Source organism: Iodobacter sp. BJB302 (genome assembly GCF_002735645.1).
In the GTDB taxonomy this organism is placed as follows: Bacteria; Pseudomonadota; Gammaproteobacteria; order Burkholderiales; family Chitinibacteraceae; genus Iodobacter.
Map to the genome: position 1 here is coordinate 1 of NZ_PDZG01000080.1, position 19,250 is coordinate 19,250.

General features: G+C 50.1%; 16 protein-coding genes. 6 read left to right on the forward strand and 10 right to left on the reverse strand.

Annotated elements, in window-relative coordinates; all coding sequences use genetic code 11:
• Positions 1-134: 134 nt before the first annotated feature.
• The 4 genes from CSQ88_RS19140 to CSQ88_RS19155 all read right to left on the reverse strand — a co-directional run bounded on the left by CSQ88_RS19140 (position 135) and on the right by CSQ88_RS19155 (position 5,852).
• A complete protein-coding gene (locus CSQ88_RS19140; RefSeq protein ID WP_099399685.1) occupies positions 135-2,321 on the reverse strand; it encodes a primosomal protein N' in 2,187 nt (728 codons plus the stop codon).
• A gap of 291 nt (positions 2,322-2,612) precedes the next feature.
• Positions 2,613-3,686: a uroporphyrinogen decarboxylase gene (gene hemE, locus CSQ88_RS19145; protein WP_099399697.1), complete on the reverse strand. Its 1,074-nt coding sequence runs from the start codon at positions 3,684-3,686 to the stop codon at positions 2,613-2,615.
• Between the two features lie 106 nt (positions 3,687-3,792).
• Positions 3,793-4,170, reverse strand: a complete 378-nt coding sequence (locus CSQ88_RS19150; protein WP_099399686.1) for a hypothetical protein — start codon at positions 4,168-4,170, stop codon at positions 3,793-3,795.
• The gene (locus tag CSQ88_RS19155; protein WP_099399687.1) at positions 4,167-5,852 is read right to left on the reverse strand and encodes a glutamine--tRNA ligase/YqeY domain fusion protein; all 1,686 of its coding nucleotides are present in this window, start codon (positions 5,850-5,852) and stop codon (positions 4,167-4,169) included. Before CSQ88_RS19155 ends, CSQ88_RS19150 begins: the two co-directional genes overlap by 4 nt.
• Positions 5,853-6,059: 207 nt before the next feature.
• On the opposite strand from CSQ88_RS19155, the gene CSQ88_RS19160 reads away from it, so the two are divergent.
• Both CSQ88_RS19160 and CSQ88_RS19165 read left to right on the forward strand, forming a co-directional pair.
• Entirely contained in the window at positions 6,060-7,118 is a 1,059-nt protein-coding gene (locus tag CSQ88_RS19160) for a PotD/PotF family extracellular solute-binding protein (protein WP_099399688.1), read from the forward strand.
• A 160-nt stretch (positions 7,119-7,278) separates the two neighbouring features.
• On the forward strand, positions 7,279-7,716 hold the full coding sequence (locus CSQ88_RS19165; protein ID WP_143449520.1) for a hypothetical protein: 438 nt from the start codon (positions 7,279-7,281) through the stop codon (positions 7,714-7,716).
• A gap of 53 nt (positions 7,717-7,769) precedes the next feature.
• Here CSQ88_RS19165 and CSQ88_RS19170 read toward each other — a convergent pair whose 3' ends face one another.
• The 3 genes from CSQ88_RS19170 to CSQ88_RS23700 all read right to left on the reverse strand — a co-directional run bounded on the left by CSQ88_RS19170 (position 7,770) and on the right by CSQ88_RS23700 (position 10,060).
• Positions 7,770-8,984, reverse strand: coding sequence for a uracil-xanthine permease family protein (locus CSQ88_RS19170; protein ID WP_099399690.1), 1,215 nt, complete (start codon positions 8,982-8,984; stop codon positions 7,770-7,772).
• A gap of 77 nt (positions 8,985-9,061) precedes the next feature.
• Positions 9,062-9,691, reverse strand: a complete 630-nt coding sequence (upp, locus tag CSQ88_RS19175) for a uracil phosphoribosyltransferase (protein WP_046352806.1) — start codon at positions 9,689-9,691, stop codon at positions 9,062-9,064.
• Between the two features lie 201 nt (positions 9,692-9,892).
• Positions 9,893-10,060: a DMT family protein gene (locus tag CSQ88_RS23700; protein ID WP_143449521.1), complete on the reverse strand. Its 168-nt coding sequence runs from the start codon at positions 10,058-10,060 to the stop codon at positions 9,893-9,895.
• A gap of 204 nt (positions 10,061-10,264) precedes the next feature.
• On the opposite strand from CSQ88_RS23700, the gene CSQ88_RS23605 reads away from it, so the two are divergent.
• Complete coding sequence (locus CSQ88_RS23605; RefSeq protein ID WP_099399691.1) at positions 10,265-11,317, forward strand: tetratricopeptide repeat protein; 1,053 nt, start codon at positions 10,265-10,267, stop codon at positions 11,315-11,317.
• A gap of 6 nt (positions 11,318-11,323) precedes the next feature.
• On the forward strand, positions 11,324-12,592 hold the full coding sequence (locus tag CSQ88_RS19185) for a murein L,D-transpeptidase family protein (RefSeq protein WP_099399692.1): 1,269 nt from the start codon (positions 11,324-11,326) through the stop codon (positions 12,590-12,592).
• 46 nt (positions 12,593-12,638) lie between these two features.
• Here the strand turns inward: CSQ88_RS19185 and tilS are convergent, their stop codons facing one another.
• The 3 genes from tilS to fliW all read right to left on the reverse strand — a co-directional run bounded on the left by tilS (position 12,639) and on the right by fliW (position 15,727).
• Entirely contained in the window at positions 12,639-13,955 is a 1,317-nt protein-coding gene (tilS, locus tag CSQ88_RS19190) for a tRNA lysidine(34) synthetase TilS (RefSeq protein WP_099399693.1), read from the reverse strand.
• A gap of 92 nt (positions 13,956-14,047) precedes the next feature.
• The gene (locus tag CSQ88_RS19195; protein WP_099399698.1) at positions 14,048-15,016 is read right to left on the reverse strand and encodes an acetyl-CoA carboxylase carboxyltransferase subunit alpha; all 969 of its coding nucleotides are present in this window, start codon (positions 15,014-15,016) and stop codon (positions 14,048-14,050) included.
• A gap of 294 nt (positions 15,017-15,310) precedes the next feature.
• Positions 15,311-15,727, reverse strand: a complete 417-nt coding sequence (fliW, locus tag CSQ88_RS19200) for a flagellar assembly protein FliW (RefSeq protein WP_099399694.1) — start codon at positions 15,725-15,727, stop codon at positions 15,311-15,313.
• A gap of 636 nt (positions 15,728-16,363) precedes the next feature.
• On the opposite strand from fliW, the gene CSQ88_RS19205 reads away from it, so the two are divergent.
• Together CSQ88_RS19205 and CSQ88_RS19210 are read left to right on the forward strand one after the other, a co-directional pair.
• Positions 16,364-17,155, forward strand: coding sequence for a transporter substrate-binding domain-containing protein (locus CSQ88_RS19205; RefSeq protein ID WP_099399695.1), 792 nt, complete (start codon positions 16,364-16,366; stop codon positions 17,153-17,155).
• A gap of 397 nt (positions 17,156-17,552) precedes the next feature.
• Positions 17,553-18,983, forward strand: coding sequence for a hypothetical protein (locus CSQ88_RS19210; RefSeq protein ID WP_143449522.1), 1,431 nt, complete (start codon positions 17,553-17,555; stop codon positions 18,981-18,983).
• Positions 18,984-19,250 lie beyond the last annotated feature (267 nt).

Here is a 19,250-nt window from a genome sequence, read left to right on the forward strand (position 1 = left end):
TAAGTAGTCAGATATTCGAATCGAATCTTCCAAATGTGCAGCTCTGCTCGCCATACTTCATGATTAATGAAAAAAAGAAATTATCTATCAATTATCCATCATTTGACTATAAAGTGAACAGCATTGGCTCAGCACTACATTTCAATCGGGTCCACATCCAGAATGCAGCGTACTTTATTATTGCGTGCTTCCAGCATAGGCGCGATGCGTTTTAAGGCGTTGACCAAGGGATGGCGGGTGTCGCTCATCACCAACAGCTGCCAGCGCTCCATACCTGCTTTGCGCTGCATGGTGGCGGCAATCGGATCAAACATCTGCACACCTGGTGCATCGGCGAGCACCGCCTGTAATTGCAGTAAAAACGCCTTAGCCAGCGCGCCATCTTCAGCCTCTGCCCGCAATAGCGCATAAGCTGCAAACGGCGGCAGCTGCATACTGCGGCGCTCGCCCAGCTGCGCATCGGCAAATGCTGCGTAATCCTGTGCCAGCAGCTGACCATAAAAGGGATGATCATGATAAGCAGTCTGGATCAGCACCCTGCCTTGCGTACCTGCCCGCCCCGCCCTGCCTGCCACTTGTAACAGCTGGGCATACATACGCTCTTCACCGCGAAAATCCACGCTAAACAGCCCTGCATCGGCATTTAAAACCACGACCAAATTAAGCGCGGGGAAATCATGGCCCTTGGCCATCATTTGCGTGCCAACCAGCAAATTAGCCTCACCCGCACTCACCTGACGCAGCATCTCCTGCAAGCTGCCTTTACGCCGCGTGTTATCCCGGTCTATGCGTAAGATTTTTGCATCAGGAAACAATGTTTCTAATGCCGCTTCAATCCGCTGCGTGCCCTGGCCAAGCGGGCGTATGTCCTGATTACCGCAATCCGGGCACGCCGAAGGAATCACTTCCTCGTAGCCGCAATGATGGCAGCGTAAACGGCGCTCATTTAAATGCAGCACCAGTTTGGCCGAGCAACGCTTACATTCGCCCAGCCAGCCGCATTCGCCACAAGAGAGCACCGGCGCATAACCGCGGCGGTTAATAAACACCAGCACCTGCTGCCCCTCCGCCAGATGCTCACGCATGATATTTAAAGTGGCCTGATGCAGGCCTTCCACCACCCTGGCGCGATGCATGGGGATAATTTCGATTTGCGGTGGCATCGCACCGCCCACCGCGCGGTGTTGTAAGGTGATCAGGCGATAACGCCCCTGACGCGCGTTATGCCATGTCTCCAGCGCGGGGGTTGCCGAGCCCAACACAATAGGCACCTGCCGCTGGTGCGCCCGATATACCGCGGCGTCCCGGGCCGAATAGCGAAGGCCTTCCTGCTGCTTAAACGAGGCATCGTGCTCCTCATCCACCACAATCATTCCCAGGCGAGGCATAGGCGTAAACACGGCCAGACGGGTGCCAAGCACAATATGCGCCTCGCCACGGCTGGCAGACAGCCAGTTAAGCACCCTTTCCTTATCGCTTAAGCCACTATGCAGCGCCACAATGCGGGCACTGGGAAAACGCGCCCTGAAGCGCGCCTCCAGCTGCGGTGTCAGGTTTATCTCCGGCACCAGCACCAGGGCTTGTTTCCCCCTAGCAAGGCAAGCCGCAATCGTTTGCAAATAAACTTCGGTTTTACCACTACCGGTAATCCCAAATAATAAAAACGCAGCAAACGATGCATGCTGGCCATCAATCAAAGCAATGGCTGCAGCTTGCTCAGCATTGGCCCCGGCAGCCCCCACGGGCAGAGGAATCGCATCGGGCAGCGTTTCGGTAAAAGCCACCCAACCCGCTTCCATCCAGCTCTTTAACCATTTATTGGCACTGGACGACACCGCCGCCAGCTCGGCACGTGCCATAGGCTGAGCCAGCATCAGAGCCAGCTGCTTTTGCGCTGTAGCGCGCGCAGACAAGCTTTGCAAGAGCGTATCCAGATTGATGGCCTGATACACACCACTTGGCTCTGGCGGCACAAAGGCTTTGGGCTGACGCAGCGCAACGGGCAGCGCGGTTGCCAGGACCTGCCCCAGCGGATGGCCATAGTACTCGGCACAAAAGCGGCTCAGCGCCAGCACATCCTCAGCCAGAGGCGGCATATCATCGGGCAGGGCAACAACAGGGCGTATTTTTGTCTGATCAAATGCTGTTTCAGTTGCAACACTCAGAATAACCCCAGCCAGGCGGCGCGGACCAAATGGAATGATCACCCGCGCACCGATCACAGGAGCGTACTCAGCAGGGCAGCTATATTCAAAAAGACGTGTAAGCGGAACATCGAGCGCCACCGAAACATAGCAGCAGTTTTTTAATACTCCGGTCATAAACGCCCTGCAAATAGGTGCAAAACAAGACTACCCACAGATTTTGTGGATAACTTTGTGGATTAACTGAAGATAAGTGCACAAACCCCAATAGAATCGGGGCTGTGCTTAGCTTGCCTATTTTTTGAACTCTAAAATACCTCTTTTAAAATCAATGGGTTACAAAAATGCGTAACAAACAATTAATTTTTCCTTAATGCTTGACAAGTCGCATTTAGTATCCATAAACACTGTGTATAACTCAGGCTTCTATCGGAAAAACCCAATAGAATGAGGCTATAAGCCCTTGTTTTACTTATGAAATTGATGATACTTTCGTGACAGCTTGTGTACACTTTCAACTAGGGTGGTGACATGATCCGGGTTGGTGAATTGCGAGATACCATGGCCCAAATTAAACACATGCCCCTCCCCCTCACCAAAGCTTGCCAGTAAGCGAGCCACTTCAGATTCAATTGCAGCAGGATTGGCAAACAAAGCATTCGGGTCAAAATTACCCTGCAAAGCCACTTTATGGCCGATACGGCGGCGTGCATCGGCCAGATCCACCGTCCAGTCCAGCCCCACCGCATCACAGCCGCTATTGGCGATATCTTCCAGCCACAGCCCGCCCCCCTTGGTAAACACAATCACCGGCACTTTACGGCCGTCATGCTCGCGCTTCAGGCCTGCAATCACCTGCTTCATATAGTTCAGCGAGAATTCCTGATACTTGCCATAAGCCAAAGCGCCGCCCCATGTATCAAAAATCTGCACGGCCTGCGCACCCGCTTCAATTTGCGCGTTCAGGTAATCAATCACGGTACGGGCATTCACATCCAGGATGTGGTGCAAAAGCTCAGGCCGATCATAAAGCATGGTTTTCACACGGCTGAATGTCGCCGAGCCCTGGCCTTCAATCATGTAGCAAGCAAGGGTAAACGGGCTGCCAGAGAAGCCAATCAGGGGCACCCGGCCACACAAGGCCTTGCGGATGGATGACACAGCATCGGTTACATAGCGCAGCTCAGTGCCCACATCAGGCACGGTCAGCGCCAGAATATCGCGTTCATCCCGCAGTGGCCGCTCAAACTTAGGGCCCTCACCTTCAGCAAAATACAAACCCAGCCCCATTGCATCGGGCACAGTCAGGATATCGCTGAATAAAATTGCCGCATCTAATGGGTAGCGCTCAAGCGGCTGTAAGGTTACTTCAGTAGCAAGCGCTGTATTTTTACAAAGCTGCAAGAATGAACCGGCTTCTTTGCGGGTGGCACAATATTCAGGCAAATAACGCCCTGCCTGACGCATCAGCCACACCGGGGTGTATTCCACAGGCTCACGGCAAAGTGCGCGCAAGAAAGTATCGTTTTGTAATTGACTCATTAAGTAGCTTTCCATTTAAAGCAGTACGCCCGTTTGTAACGGGCCGCTTGCTTAAAAACGGGGAGAACACCGCTCTCCCCGAAAGTAACGCATACCATTCACCCGCTTAACGGCAAAGCTGTTTGGTATAACCCTTAGCACCACGGCGGCAGGTATGATCCTGCTGCTGCTCAGCGATCACCCAGGCTGCATCAACAAAAGCCATTTTCAAGCGATAGCGCTCGCTGGCCACACTGTCATCCATCAGGCCTTTGATTTCCACGCTGATTTGGGCATGAGAAAAATCTTCCCCCTGCGAGCGCTGCTGAATATCCAGACGCTGATATTCAAACTGCCCGCCAGGGTTGCTGACTTTATCTTTCAGATAAGCCAAAGCCACTTGCACCGGATGCTGGCCCGCCTCTCCCTGATAAACCACGGCAGGTGCAGCCGCAAAAGCTGCACCGCTGCATGCCAGTAAAACCAGTGTCAGCCACTTTTTCAAGATGCGCTTTTCCAGGTGTCTTTTAATGTCACTGCACGGTTAAACACAATCTTTTCACCCGCGATATGGTCTTTACGATCGGTGACAAAATAGCCCAAACGCTCAAACTGATAGCGGGTTTCAGGTGCTAAATCACGCGCTACGGCTTCAACATAGGCCGTGACCACTTCCAGCGATTCCGGATTAATAAACTGGCGGAAATCAACGTATTCGCCATCTGCACCCCGTACAGCATCCGGGCGGGCCTCTGTAAACAGGCGATCATACAAGCGCACTTCGGCAGGCACAGCGTGCTCAGCCGACAACCAGTGAATCACGCCTTTGACCTTACGGCCAACCGGGTTCTGGCCCAAGGTCGCCATATCCAGGCTGCATTTGAGCTCAATCACATTGCCCGCCGCGTCTTTCACCACTTCATCGCACTTCATCACGTAGGAATAGCGCAAACGTACTTCGCTGCCCACGGTCAGGCGTTGCCAGCCTGCTGGCGGCACTTCGGCGAAATCATCCTGCTCCACCCAAATCTCGCGCGAGATCGGCACATTGCGCTCGCCAAATTCCGGGTGCTGCGGGTGATAAGGCGCGGTGCGGGAGGCAGTTACGCCCTCTTCATAATTGGTCAGCGTCACTTTCAGCGGACGAACTACGGCCATAATGCGCGGGCAGCTGCTTTCTAATTGCTCGCGCACTGCGCCTTCCAGAATACTTAAATCAACCACGTTTTCTGATTTGGACACACCCACGCGCTGGGCAAATAATTTAATCCCCTCTGGCGTATAACCACGGCGGCGCATACCAATCACGGTAGGCATACGCGGGTCATCCCAGCCCGACACCAAGCCTTCGTTCACCAACGCCGCCAGCTTACGCTTGGAAGTCATGGTGTAGAGCAGCTCAAGGCGCGAGAATTCGATCTGCTGAGGATGGCAAGCTATGGTGATGTTATCCAGCACCCAGTCATAGAGCGGGCGGTGATCAGCAAATTCGAGCGTACACAGGCTGTGTGTAATGCCTTCCAGCGCATCAGAAATGCAATGGGTGTAATCGTACATCGGGTAGATGCACCATTTGTCGCCCGTGCGGATATGATGCGCGCGCTTGATGCGGTAGATCACCGGATCACGCAAATTCAGATTTGGCGCGGCCATATCAATTTTAAGACGCAATGTTTTGCTACCGTCGGCAAACTCACCCGCTTTCATGCGGCGGAATAAATCCAGATTCTCTACAACGGAGCGATCACGGAAAGGGCTGTTTTTACCTGGCACTTCAAAATTGCCACGGTATTCACGCATTTGCTCGGCATCAAGCTCACATACAAAGGCCTTACCTGCCAGGATAAGCTCTTCTGCGTAAGCATAAAGCTGTTCAAAGTAATCGGCGGCATGGCGAATCTCGCCCGCCCATTCAAAACCCAGCCATTTCACATCGCTGGCAATGGCTTGCGCGAATTCTTCGTTTTCTTTCTCAGGATTGGTGTCATCCATGCGCAAATTACACTGGCCCTGGTAATCCTGCGCTACCCCAAAGTTCAGGCAGATCGATTTAGCGTGGCCAACGTGCAAATAGCCATTAGGCTCAGGCGGGAAACGCGTTTGAATGCTGGCATGCTTGCCGCTGGCAAGATCGCTTTCAATCGTGCTACGAATAAAATTGCTTACAATCGGGGCTTCATTGCTCATGTCTGAATAGGGTTCTGTAGATACTTAGATACCGTCTATTCTACCGTAACCGAGTACAGATTGGTGCCTGGGCTTATGTTTCAGCAATGCGGCAATAAGCACTTGCGTGATATCTTTGCGCCTTTTTTAAAAAATGGCCGGTTACCTGAGCAGCCATTCAGGCTCTGAGCTACGCCATACAAGCTGACTAATAAGGAAGAGAACACTATGTGGAAATGGTTATTTTTAGGCTTTTTACTTCATGTATCCTGGGCAAATGCGACCGACAAATTATCTATTTATGTATGGAGCAACTCCATGCCCGCCAGCACCATCAAGGCCTTTGAAGCACGCTGCCAATGCCGTGTTGAGCAAAGTTATTATGGCGATAATGAAGAGCTGCTGGCCAAGCTGGCTGCGGGCGCCAAGGGTTATGATCTGATTTTCCCTTCAACGTTTGTCCTGCCTGCGCTGATCGGCCCTAATAAACTGATGGCCCTCGACAAAAGCAAGCTTCCGCACAGCAAAGACATCCTGCCCGCCTTTTTACGCGTGCCCTACGACAGCAATAATGCCTATCACCAGCCTTTTATGATTGGTGTAACCCTGCTGGGCTATAACGCAGAAAAACTAAAAGCAGCAGGCGTTGACCCTGGCAGCTGGGCCGCTATTTTTGACCCGGAACAACTCAAAAAAATAAAAAATAAAGTCACCGTTTTAGACAGCTCCCGCGAATTATTTGCCGCAGCGCTGATGTACCTAGGCAAAGACCCCAATTCTGGCAAGCAGGAAGACCTTGCTGCAGCCAGCGAGGTCATCCGCAAAGCCAAGCCTTATTGGGCTGCATTTAATAACGACAGCTATAGCCGCCAGCTTGCCAGCGGCAATATCTGGCTGGCGATGGGCAATAGTTCGGATTTATTTCAGGCTCGTCGCGAAGTCAAAGACACTAAACGTAAATTCCATCTGGAATTTACGGCGCAAAAAGAAGGCAATGAATGGTGGATGGATACCGTCACCATCATGCGGGATGCGCCAAGGCCTGATCTTGCCCATCAGTTTATTGATTTCTTGCTGGAAGGAAAAACAGCCGCTGCTCAGGCTAAGGCCAGCGGCGGCATCAGCCCGGTCAGCACGGCAGTGCCCTTTTTAGACCCAGAGCTCAGCCAGCACCCGGTACTGAACCCTAAGCCCCAAGACTTTTCCAAATGGACTTTATTACGGGCTTACGACGCAAAAGAGCGTCGCCTGCTAAGCCGCTACTGGACAGGTATTAAGGTGCAATAAGCCTTCATAAGCAGCTCAGCGTTGCTGAAACAATCAGCAGCGCTGAATTTTCTGTTTAATGAATTTTACAATGTGTATAAATAAACATATAAGCGAATTGTTGTATTGCATTTGTGCGCCATGTATAAAATAAGATGCGTTAAATAATGGAGTACACGAAGTGGATCTAGGATTAGAAGCGTTTTTTGAACGATATGGCGAGGCTTATTCAGCCTTAGACGCAAACGCAACGTCATCCATGTTTGCTTTACCCTTTATGACCATCCATCAAGGACAGGGAACGGTCTGGGAAACAATGGATTTGCTCCTGCCCGCAACAGCAAGTTTGCTGGGCTGGTTTGAGCAGCAGGGGTTTCTTAGTGCAACTTATAAGATTAAAGACATCCTGCAAATTGACTCACACTTTGCTACCGTCAACCTTGTCTGGTCGGTGACGCGGCTGGAATCAGACCCATGGCAATATGGCACCTGTTATCACCTCAAACGTGATGCAGATGACTGGAAAATCTACGGTGTGGTGCAGTTTGACGCCGTACCCGAGATTGAAGAGGGTATAGATGCTGCGCTCAGGCATAAAAACACCTCACCCGGCCTGTAAAAAAGGGCTGGATTAATAGCCAGCCCTCCCTCTTTACAATTCAGACTATATTTTTACACCGCCTGCTCTGCAGGCAGCAATAAGTTTATTGCAATCGCCAGCACGCTCACCAAACCCACACCGGCCAGGTTGAAATCACCGATTTTCAGCATCAGGCCGCCAATCCCGCAAGTCAGCACCACAGAAACAATCACCAGATTGCGCGGGGCCATCAGGTTTACTTTGGCGTCGATCAGTGTTTTCAGACCAATACTGGCAATCGTACCAAACAGCAGCACCATAATCCCGCCCATCACGGGCAGCGGAATCGATTGCAGCAAGGCATTAAATTTACCAAAAAAAGCCAGAATAACTGCTAGTACAGCCGCCCAGCTCATAATCACCGGGTTAAAGTTACGGGTGATCATCAGCGCACCTGTCACCTCAGAGTAAGTTGTAATCGGCGGACCGCCAATTAAGCCGGCAAAGCACACGCCAAAACCATCCCCCGCCAGGGTGCGGTGCAAACCAGGCGATTTAGTGTAATCATCCCCGGTTACCTGCCCTACGGCCATCACCGCGCCGATATGCTCAATCGTTGGTGCAATCGCAACTGGCAGCATAAATAAAGCGGCAGCCCAATTCACTTCTGGCCTTACAAAGTGCGGCATTGCAAACCAGGGTGCCGCAGCAATTGCAGTAAAATCGATCACGCCCATAAAAACGGCAGTGACATAACCCACGATCACGCCCGACAGGATCGGCACCAGGCGCAGCATCCCTCCGGCAAAAACTGAAACCAGGATCGTTGTGCCCAGAGAAATAGCCGCCAAAAATAATGAAGTATTGTAAGCCACCAACTGCTTACCGCCGCCTTGCCCCATCGCCATACCGGATGCGGCTACCGCAACAGAAAGGCCGATCACCATAATCACAGGGCCAATCACAACAGGCGGCAGCAATTTATGGATAAACCCCATGCCGCGCCATTTAATCAGGCCTGCAATCACAAAATACATAAAGCCCGCTGCAAACAAACCAAACTGCGTAGCGGCCTGCCCCCATGTATGCATAGCAAAAATAATCGGCCCAATAAAGGCAAAAGACGAGCCCAGGAAAATAGGTACCTTACGGCCGGTAATCCATTGAAAAACCAACGTCCCTACACCCGCTCCAAGCAAAGCCATTGCAGGGTTTAATCCTGTCAGCAAGGGCACCAGAACCAAAGCCCCAAAAGCCACAAACAAGATCTGCGCCCCGGACACAAACTGCTTTAAAGCAAACCACATAAACTGCTCCCCTGACATCTTTCAGATATAAAAATCCCCCTTCTTCGAGGGGGATGTTGTACCGCTTATAATTCAGATTACTTTGTCGTACCAAAAATCTTATCGCCGGCATCACCCAGGCCCGGAATAATATAACCCTGCTCATTTAAATGACTATCTAAGGAAGCCGCCACGATTTCAACATCAGGATGCGCGTCATTTACTAATTTCACGCCTTCAGGCGCGGCCACCATTACAATCGCTTTAATATCTTTACAGCCATTACGCTTTAACATATCAATGGTTGCAACCAAAGAGCCGCCGGTTGCCAGCATCGGATCAATAATCAAGGCAAGACGATCTTCCAGATTGCCTACAAACTTTTCAAAATAAGGCTCGGGCTGCAGCGTTTCTTCATTGCGCGCCAAACCAACCACGCTGATTTTTGCAGAAGGAACCAAATCAAGCACGCCATTTAACATGCCAATCCCTGCACGTAAAATAGGCACCACGGTCAGTTTTTTACCCTTCACCTGCTGCACTTCAACCGGACCACACCAACCGGCGATCATGGTGGTTTCTAATGGCAAATCACGCGTTGCTTCATAAGCCAGTAAGCGCGCTAATTCTTCGGTGAGTAAGCGAAATTTATTGGTGCTGACATTTTCTGCACGCAATAGCGCAAGTTTATGTTGAACAAGGGGGTGTTTTACGACGGTAATCTGCATGGCGAGGCCCAAAAAACTAAGATAAACATTTCAGTGTAGCGCTCCTTACACAAAAGCGCATCGGTGAAAATACGACTTTTCTGAATCATGCCCGAATTTTTCCCGATTCTCTTTGCTATAAAGCAAGAGAAGGAGCGCGTTAATCCACCTGCATAACAGCCCCAAAGCATTCAATAAACCACCGCGACAAACAGAAGCCGTCTATAAAAAATCAAATTTAAACAGCTGATTCATATCAAGAATCAAAAAAAGGATATGCAACAAAAAACCAATGCCTTCATAAAGAATCTTAAGTTGCAGCAGAATAAATACGCCAAAGCCAATCCGGCGGGCCGACCGCTGTAAAAAATATTCGGATAAAGCAATCAATCAACTCAGCAAGGCAGCCTGCAACCCGGGCTGACTAAGCGCAAATTTCAGAGGCCCCTGCCACGCAATGACCATAAAAACATCCGCCGCCACAAATAAGCAGGACAGATAACACAGGCAATGGGATGTTCATTGCGACAAGAAGGCCTGTTTCTTGTTAAACTCGCGCAGTTTAGCGCCTGACCAACTGTTTCGGATATACATATGACACTGCGTCGCATTGCCTTAGCCCTAGTGCCCCTCTTCTTATCCTTTGGCGTTTATGCCGGGGATGCAGAAGATATTCAACAGCTGCTTAAATCCAAACAATTGCCGCAGGCGCTTGATCGTGCGGATAAATTCTTAGCAAAATCGCCTAAAGAGCCATCAATCCGTTTTTTACGCGGCATTATTCTGACCGAAATGGGCAGAACAGATGAGGGCATCAAAGCGTTTACCCAATTATCTGCAGACAACCCCCAGCTTCCTGAGCCTTACAACAATCTTGCTGTACTTTATGCACAGCAAAATCAGCTGGATAAAGCACGCGCTGCCCTGCTGATGGCTATACAAACCAATCCGTCTTACGCAACAGCCCACGAAAACCTCGGTGATTTGTACGCACGGCTTGCGTCACAGGCTTACGATAAAGCACTGCAATTAGAAGGCAGCAATCCGGCCGTCCAGGGCAAGCTCAAAATGGTGGGCAGCCTCTTTGGCAATCCATCTGCGGCAGTCAAAACCAACACCACTCCTGTTAAAACCGCGCAGATTGCACCAAGCGCCAGACCCATACCTGTTGCCACACCAGAGCCTAAGCCTGCCGCCACACCTAGCCCTGTACCGACAGCCAAGCCCGTAGCAATCCCAACTGCGGCCCCGGTTACGACAAAGCCCACTCCAACGCCCGCCCCCAAACCTGATGCACGCGACGCTGATAAGCAGCAGATCGCCAGCTCGGTAGAAAACTGGGCACAGGCCTGGAGCAAACAAAATGTAAATGGCTACCTAGGGGCTTACAGCAGCAGCTTCAAAACCCCTGGTGGCCAAAAATTCAGTGCGTGGAGCGAAGAGCGCCGCCAGCGAATCAGCGCGCCTAAATCGATAGACGTAAAAATATCGGACATGAAAATTGATGTCGCGGATGATGGCTCGGCCAAAGTACGCTTTCGCCAGCACTACAAGGCAAGCCATTTATCCAGCAGCACAGGCAAAACTTTAATTTTAGAAAAATCGGGCAGCCGCTGGCTGATCCGAGAAGAACGAACAGGCTCCTGATCACGTATGAGTAGTTTGTTTATCTGGGGCAAGCGCGGTACTTGCCTGCTTGCTCTTCTGATGCTTGCACCACCCGCCCGCCCTATTGTCTCTGACCCCGCTAAACCCCGCTTTCTGGAAGAAAAAGCAGGCATAGCGAGCAAAGGCACGCCTGAACAAAGAATTTTGTCAGCGATTGATCACATTCGTAACGGCAATCTGGCCGACGCACGCGCCACAGTCGATGCCCTGCTCAAAGAACAACCCAATTACCGGCTTGCCTATTTATTATCTGGCGATCTCTACGCCATGCGTGCGATGCCGCTCAACACAATGGGAGCGGGTGCAGGCAGCACGGCAGCAGCAGAACGAATTGCAGACTTGCGAAAAGAAGCATTGGCTCGGATCAGCAGCAGCATGACTCAGGCCCCGCAGACACGGCTGCCCGCGCATTTACTGGTTTTTGCTCCGCAACAGCAATACGCCATTCTGGTGGATGCCGAAGCATCCCGTATTTATGTATTCAAGAATGTGGATGGCGTCCCCACCTATGTCACCGATCATTACGCAACCATCGGCAAGCTGGGGTCAGACAAGTTCAGGGAAGGCGATCAGCGCACCCCGCTGGGGGTCTATTTTGTAAATGGCCATTTATCCAGGCCCTATCTGGATAAAACACGCGGAGCTCAGGCCGATCTGTACGGTGTGGGCGCCTGGCCCATTTCATTTCCCAATGAGATCGATAAAAGTGAAGGCCGCACTGGCTCGGGCATCTGGCTGCACGGCGTTCCCGCCAATACCTATGCCCGCGCCCCCTGGGCATCAAATGGCTGCGTAGCAATGAGCAATGAAGAAATGCTCGATATTGCTCAGTATATTCAGGTAGGCCAAACGCCCGTTGTGATTGTTCCCAAGGCCGAATGGGTAACTAAGGTAGAGTGGCAGTCAAGACGCGATGCTGCATTAAGCCTTGTAGATGGCTGGCGTGAAGAATGGGAATCACTCAAAACCCAGCCTTACCTTAACCGCTACGCCAAACAATTTAAAAGTGATGATGGCCAGGATCTGGCCCGCTGGAGCAGCCAGAAAATCAGCGTGAGCGCAGGTAAAAGCTGGAGCAAAATTCGCCTTGATAATCTGAGCATATACGCCAGTGGCGGCCCTAATCCCCGCCTGACCACCAGTTTTAAACAGGATTATCGCAGTAATAATTTAGATAACCAGATGAATAAACGTCAGTACTGGCAACAGGAAGACGGCATCTGGAAAATTATTTTTGAAGGTGCCGCCGTTTAAAGGAATAAGGGTATTGGCTATTCAATCTGGCCAATACCCAAATCACTTAAACCGCTGGCCGCCAGCAAGGCACAAGCCCCTGCCCGCCCGCTCTGAAACCCGCATCCATGCCCAAACCCGGCACAGCAGCCAGCTCACCATCCAGATAAATCAGCGGCGTACTTAAACGCAGCCATGGCGGAATGCCCGCCTCCTGATAAAGCTGCTTTAATGTTTTTCGCGGGCCATGTGCAGTAAGACGCATGCACTCCCCCCCGATACGCGGCCGCAGCTCCAGCCGCCCGCACCTTAGCCACTCAGGATCAATCCCCTCTTCTGCCCGGCTCCAGCTCAAACACCCGGATTTTAAATGGATCTCTGCCTGCCATGGCAAAGCCACCGATTCAATCAACCCAATTTTTGCCTGCGTAATATACAGACGCTGCCGATAACGCCGCACCGCGCGCTGACGCCAAACCAGCACAGGCTGAGCATCAATTGCAGAAAAAAGCGCCGTTCTGATCAACTCTTCAAAAGCACGGGCGTCCAGCTGCAAGCCATTCTGCACCAGCCAGTAGCGCAGCACATTGCGCAGACGTAATTCGGATAAAGCAATCGAGACATCAAACACGTTGTCCTGAACACACAGAGCAAAATCAGCAATTGCGACTTCCAGCAACAGGGCATCCGCCTCTGACGCATGCTGCGCCACCCTGGCCAGAGTGGCATTTACGCCTGGCCAGACTGTATTTAAACGCGGGAAAATTTCATTGCGCAAAAAATTGCGGTCGTAACGCGGGTCAAGATTGCTTTCATCCTCAACCCAGGCCAGACCCTGCTCTGCTGCATAGCTGGCAAGCTCAGCCCGGGCAATGCCCAGCAAAGGACGCAAGATTCCCATATGCTGATTTAAAGGGCGATATTCCGGCATCGCTGCCAGACCACGCAAACCGCTGCCCCGCAGCATATTGAGCAATACTGTTTCGGCCTGATCATCGCAATGCTGCGCTAACAGCATGACATCACAATCCTGCCGGGCAAACACCGCATAACGCGCAGATCGTGCAGCCCCCTCAACGCCCTGCTTCAGATAGGGGGCAAGAGAGACCCGCTCCACGGCGCATCCCACACCAAGGCCTGCCGCATAATCAAAAGCAAACTGAGCCCAGGCATCCGCATTGGGCGACAAGCCATGATGCACATGAATGGCGCGCAGCACAAAAGGCCGGCGTTGCCTTATGGCAGCCAGCAAATGCAGTAACACAACGGAATCAAGCCCACCCGACAAACCCACACAGAGGGTGGAATGAGGCAAAAAGCGGGAGAGCTTTTGCTCTGCCCGCTCCAGCAAAGAACCAGACTGAAGTGATAATGACTTATGCATTGTTCAAACTTGCAAAAAAGAATCTGTCAAAGACATGCAAGCTTGTTTTTTACGCGCAACCATCGTCACTCAGCCTTAATCGGCAAGGCATATCAGGAAACCGCTTCTTCCTTGAATTTGCCATAACTCATCATTCGCTCAAAACGCGCATCAAGAAGCTCATCAATCGTTTTAGACTGCAGCGTTTTCAGGGTATCCGTCAGATTTTTTTTCATCGTGGCCATCATCTGCTGATAATCCCGATGCGCGCCGCCCAGGGGCTCGGTAATTACCTTATCGATAATCCCCAGCGTTTTTAAACGATTTGCGGTAATCCCCAGAGCCTCGGCTGCATCTGGTGCTTTTTCTGCGGTTTTCCACAAAATAGACGCACAACCTTCTGGCGAGATCACCGAATAAGTAGAGTACTGCAGCATCTGCACCACATCACCCACTGCAATCGCCAAAGCTCCGCCAGATCCGCCTTCGCCAATCACCGTGCAAATCACCGGTATCCTGAGCTTAGCCATCTCAAACAGATTACGGCCAATTGCCTCGGACTGCCCGCGTTCCTCCGCACCGATCCCCGGATATGCACCTGGCGTATCAATAAAGGTAATCAGCGGGATGTTAAATTTTTCCGCCAGCTTCATCAGGCGTAAAGCCTTGCGATAGCCTTCGGGGCGCGGCATACCAAAATTGCGGTATTGCCGGTCTTTGGTATCCCGACCCTTCTGATGCCCGATCACCATCACCGACTGGCCGTTAAAACGAGCCAGGCCGCCGATAATCGCCGCATCATCTGCATAGCTGCGATCGCCATGCAGTTCTTCAAAATCAGTACACAGCGCCTTAATATAATCAAGAGTGTAAGGACGCTGCGGGTGGCGGGCCACCTGTGAAATTTGCCACGATGCTAATTTTGAATAGATCGTTTTTGTTAATTCCTGGCTCTTTTTTTCGAGATGGCCAATCTCTACAGAAATATCAACGGCGGAATCGTCTTGAACGAAGCGCAATTCTTCGATCTTGTTCTCAAGCTCCGCGATTGGCTGCTCGAAATCGAGAAAGGTCGTTTTCATGCTGCTCTCCTGCTGCGCGCGACTAAAGCAGCCCTGAATATAGGCTGCCCGAAAAATTCGTGGATCATACAGCAAGCAGAGCAAGCGCCCAAGATGCGCACGCACCGAATATTTCCTGAATTCACGACGCCCTCGCTAGTCCTTTGTTTCATATAGAAACTTTATTCAAAGCAAAGCACGAATAAAACAGCCACCTTTCACAAAATCCCTCTACAAATCAAAGCTCTATTAGATAACAGGGACAGGAAAGAACAATCTGAGCCTCCGCCCAAACGCGCTCAGCGCGCGCAAAAATCAGCTGCGAAACACGATGTCTGCCCGGATTCCTACTTTTTGCAAGGCCTTGCGGCTCTTAATATTCAGCACCACCGGCGCCTGAGTATTGGCCGTGATTTCACGCCCCTCTTCAAACGGACGGGACAATAGCAATAATAAAACCGCGTCTTCGGCATGCTCCAGCTCAATCAAAGCACACTCTTCATCACTGAGCGACACTTCATACGTCAAGCCCAGATGCTCTACCTGCACTAGGCTAAAACTCAAATCTGCATCATCCAGAGACTGCAGCCAGCGCACACGCGGATTAGGCTGCTCTTCATGCAGCAATTTATAGCGGGTGCAATCTTCAAACCCCGGCATACCTAAAGGAAATGTCAATACTGTTTCCGGATCAATCTCTATCTCACCAAAACGCGTATTTAATGTTTGCATGATCTATCCACGGGAAAAGTTAAAAACAATCAAAACATAATAAATACAGCCTGAGCCCTGCGCGCCGTAGGCTAACGCAGTTAGCGGCGCATCACCTCACAAAACAAGGCAAATAGCCACATAGTATAGATTAAATAAGCGCTTATTTTTCTATTGCTCTTTGCAAGATGCAATATTGATGCTGGTTAAAACAAAATTAACACCAACAATCCTGCCTGCTGCATTTGATTGATAATACCGCCCACTTTTAATTCCACCGGCATATTCAAACATTGAACGCATTTCAATAGCAGCAACAATCAATGCCGCTATTACCCCGCAATCACCCTACATTGTTAACCTTAGGCCGGTTGGTAAGCAAATGATTAATAAACGCAATCATCGTATTTTGTTACACGGATAAGCGCCCCTTAAACCCTAAACAATCAAACGCTTGTCGCAGGAACAATATAAATCTTCATTTCTTCAGCAATTAAAGTATAAAATAAGCGATGTTCCAACAAATGAGCAAGCCTTATTCTGAGCGGAACACGGCCTTTATACTTTACAAAGATAAGAGCCGTATATTTGCAGTCTGCCCATTCATCTTTTGAAAATTATCATCGCCGCTTTAATCAATGGTGATCAAGGTTCTTTATGCTACGTATATTTATCGCAAGCTTATTAAGTGCTCTCAGCCTGATGGCCCACGCTGATTTAGTCGACACCATCAAGACGCGCGGCGTTTTAGTTGTAGGTATCTTGCCTGACAACCCGCCTTTTGCCAAACGCAATGACAATCAGACCTTTTCTGGCTATGACATTGACTATGCATCACTGATTGCCAGAAAAATGGGCGTTAAGCTTAAAGTACAAGATCTCGATCCCGGTGAGCGCATTACCAGCCTGAAATCAGGCAAGGTTGACATCTTGGTTGCCGCCTTCACCAAAACACCAGAGCGTGAGCGCGAAGTCAGCTGCAGCCTCGGTTATTTTGTAGCCGCACAAAAAGCCTTAACACGCAAAGGCCGTTTTACTACATCTGAATCGCTGGCAAATGCGCGTTTGGGCGCATCAAAAGGAACAACAGGCGAAAGCGTATCCCGTAAGCTTTATCCTAAAGCCAGCATGACCACCTTTGCTGACATTCCCGATGCCACGCGTGCGCTGGAGCAAGGCACAATCGATGCGGTGATGAATGATGAGCCAACTTTAGCCGCAGCATTAAATAAAATGCCAAACAAAGCACAATATGAAATATCCAACTACTCCAACACCACTGAAATTCTGGCTGTAGCGACCAAATTAGGTGAAAAACGCCTGATGGGCCTGATCAACGAATCATTAGTTGAATCAGAACAAAGCGGTGAAGCAGTACAAATTTTTAATCGCTGGTTTGGGCCACAAACAAATACCCCATTCCCACGCACATTCCGCATTCAAAATTAATCAGACTGCAAAACGGGCGCAAATCACAAAACAAACGGATTGTGAGTTGCCCCGTTTTGCATGCTTAACTAAAATCGACAGGCCGAACGACCCGACAAACGGCATAAGCACCGCCTTATTCACCGCCCCACTCCCTTACGCCTTTTTTGTACGATTTTAAATCACATCCAACTTTGAAAAATCCTTTTTTCATGCGGGTTTCAGCAGGGACCAAAGCCGTACTCCAAGGCATTTGATGCATTTTCTTTCTCAAAAAAAAACAGAAACCATCAAAATATCTTACATAAAAACAACACATGAAATGGCTTTTTCTTTCCCCTATAGTTAATTTTATTAAAGGATAAAGAGGAAATCCATCATGCCTTGTAAGTACAATATCAAGTTTGCCGGCTCACTCATGGCAATTACCCTTTCCACTCTTGCTTACGCCAAGCCAGTACCACTGCCAGATCCGGGAATTCAGGGCTACCGTTTCCCTGAAAACCAAAATACACTAATGCAGTGGATTAACGTACCCACATTAAAAAACACCCACTCCATCCATTTGCACGGCTGGGGCCTCTGGACTTCTCTAACTACAGCCAGCGGCGAAACAGAGTTTGGCTTAGCCAATGTGCCCGTTTATTTAACCTGGCTAAGCCCAAGTGAAATAAGAGATCTGCCTAAAATAGTTCAAGGACTTGAAAATGGGGGGCAGCCTGTCCGGACCTTTGCGATTGACCGTGCAAGGCAACACACTCACAGATTTAAAGAAAACACCCCTCCCGCAGCACCTGCCCCATCCAAAATAAGCATCGCCAACAGTTCAGAAAAACCTGACACCAATATCTATGTCACGATGGGGTATAACCCTGCAGCACAGGCATTTGCCACTGCAAACAATTTATTTTCACTCACGGCCTTACAGAAATTTTACGACGAAGGCACCGGAGATATTCGCTCAATTCCTACATTTCCAATTGATGCCGTAGCCACCAAGCCCACTTACAAAGTCATCCGGCAGGCCAGCTTACTAAAGGGCTCTGTCTACGCCATGCCAGCATGGCCTGGCACACCAGCGGTGACCCCAGCCATCCAAAAAAACGGCTTTCCGGAATCCGACTGGCCAGGTTGTGTCTATATCAACACCCGCAACCTAGGGGCAACTCAAAACAGCGGGATCGACGCAAATTGTAAAGCAGGCCCCAAACCGGGGAACACCTATGGCTTAGGCGACTTTATTTACTATCCAATCACGACCGCCAACCAAACCCAATTCCAGCTTCTGACCAAAGACAAAGCGCTTGCAGCAGGCGATATTGTTGTACTAATGGCCATGCATGTGACATCACGGGAAATAGATGAATGGACTTGGCAAACTTACTTCTGGACACCCAACCCTGCTCACCCGCCGTTGCCAAGCAGCTCTGCCATCGCACAATCCCGCCCGGCAAAACTCAAAGGGGCTGCAGCTCATTATGCAATGGCAATTGGGTATCAAATGGTTTCCCCCAATCAAGCTATTACAGGCGGAAAAAGTGTTGGCCGGCCTGTAACCGTTTATAACCCTTATTTAGAATCAGATTTCAGTGCCAGTGTTTTTGATGCACCACCAGAAAACATCGGCATATATAACCCCGCAACAAAAAAGACATTTAAAGCAACAACGGGCGTACAAAGCAATTGCATGACTTGCCACAGCTCAGCAACCATTGTGCCGTCTGATAAAAATCCGCAAACAAACTCCTTGCCCTACTTAAGCAATTTTTATGTTTCACGTGACAACCCGAGCTACAAAGGCTATTTACTGCTCGACTTCCTCTGGTCTATTCAAGGCACTGCCAAATAAAAACAACATACCCAGACTGTAGCGGCCCACAGTCTGGGTATGTAAACATCACATCTCCTTATCTCACAGCACTAAATATGGTTTTTCACTATTTATTTAATTTACACACTTCAGAATGTAAATAAAAAAACAGCCAAAACCTGAACTGCACCCCAAAAGTTGGACACCCGTCCATATTTTTGGGGTGTTTTTATGTCCAAGTACTCAACGCAATTCAAGCTCTCTGTCGTTCAGCAATATTTAACTGGCGAAGCGGGTATCAAAACG

Coding starts and splice junctions, on each gene's coding strand:
- CSQ88_RS19140 (WP_099399685.1), bottom strand. CDS start 2,321: ATGACCGGAGTATTAAAAAACTGCTGCTATGTTTCGGTGGCGCTCGAT.
- hemE (WP_099399697.1), bottom strand. CDS start 3,686: ATGAGTCAATTACAAAACGATACTTTCTTGCGCGCACTTTGCCGTGAG.
- CSQ88_RS19155 (WP_099399687.1), bottom strand. CDS start 5,852: ATGAGCAATGAAGCCCCGATTGTAAGCAATTTTATTCGTAGCACGATT.
- CSQ88_RS19160 (WP_099399688.1), top strand. CDS start 6,060: ATGTGGAAATGGTTATTTTTAGGCTTTTTACTTCATGTATCCTGGGCA.
- CSQ88_RS19170 (WP_099399690.1), bottom strand. CDS start 8,984: ATGTGGTTTGCTTTAAAGCAGTTTGTGTCCGGGGCGCAGATCTTGTTT.
- upp (WP_046352806.1), bottom strand. CDS start 9,691: ATGCAGATTACCGTCGTAAAACACCCCCTTGTTCAACATAAACTTGCG.
- CSQ88_RS23605 (WP_099399691.1), top strand. CDS start 10,265: ATGACACTGCGTCGCATTGCCTTAGCCCTAGTGCCCCTCTTCTTATCC.
- CSQ88_RS19185 (WP_099399692.1), top strand. CDS start 11,324: ATGAGTAGTTTGTTTATCTGGGGCAAGCGCGGTACTTGCCTGCTTGCT.
- tilS (WP_099399693.1), bottom strand. CDS start 13,955: ATGCATAAGTCATTATCACTTCAGTCTGGTTCTTTGCTGGAGCGGGCA.
- CSQ88_RS19195 (WP_099399698.1), bottom strand. CDS start 15,016: ATGAAAACGACCTTTCTCGATTTCGAGCAGCCAATCGCGGAGCTTGAG.
- fliW (WP_099399694.1), bottom strand. CDS start 15,727: ATGCAAACATTAAATACGCGTTTTGGTGAGATAGAGATTGATCCGGAA.
- CSQ88_RS19205 (WP_099399695.1), top strand. CDS start 16,364: ATGCTACGTATATTTATCGCAAGCTTATTAAGTGCTCTCAGCCTGATG.
- CSQ88_RS19210 (WP_143449522.1), top strand. CDS start 17,553: ATGGCAATTACCCTTTCCACTCTTGCTTACGCCAAGCCAGTACCACTG.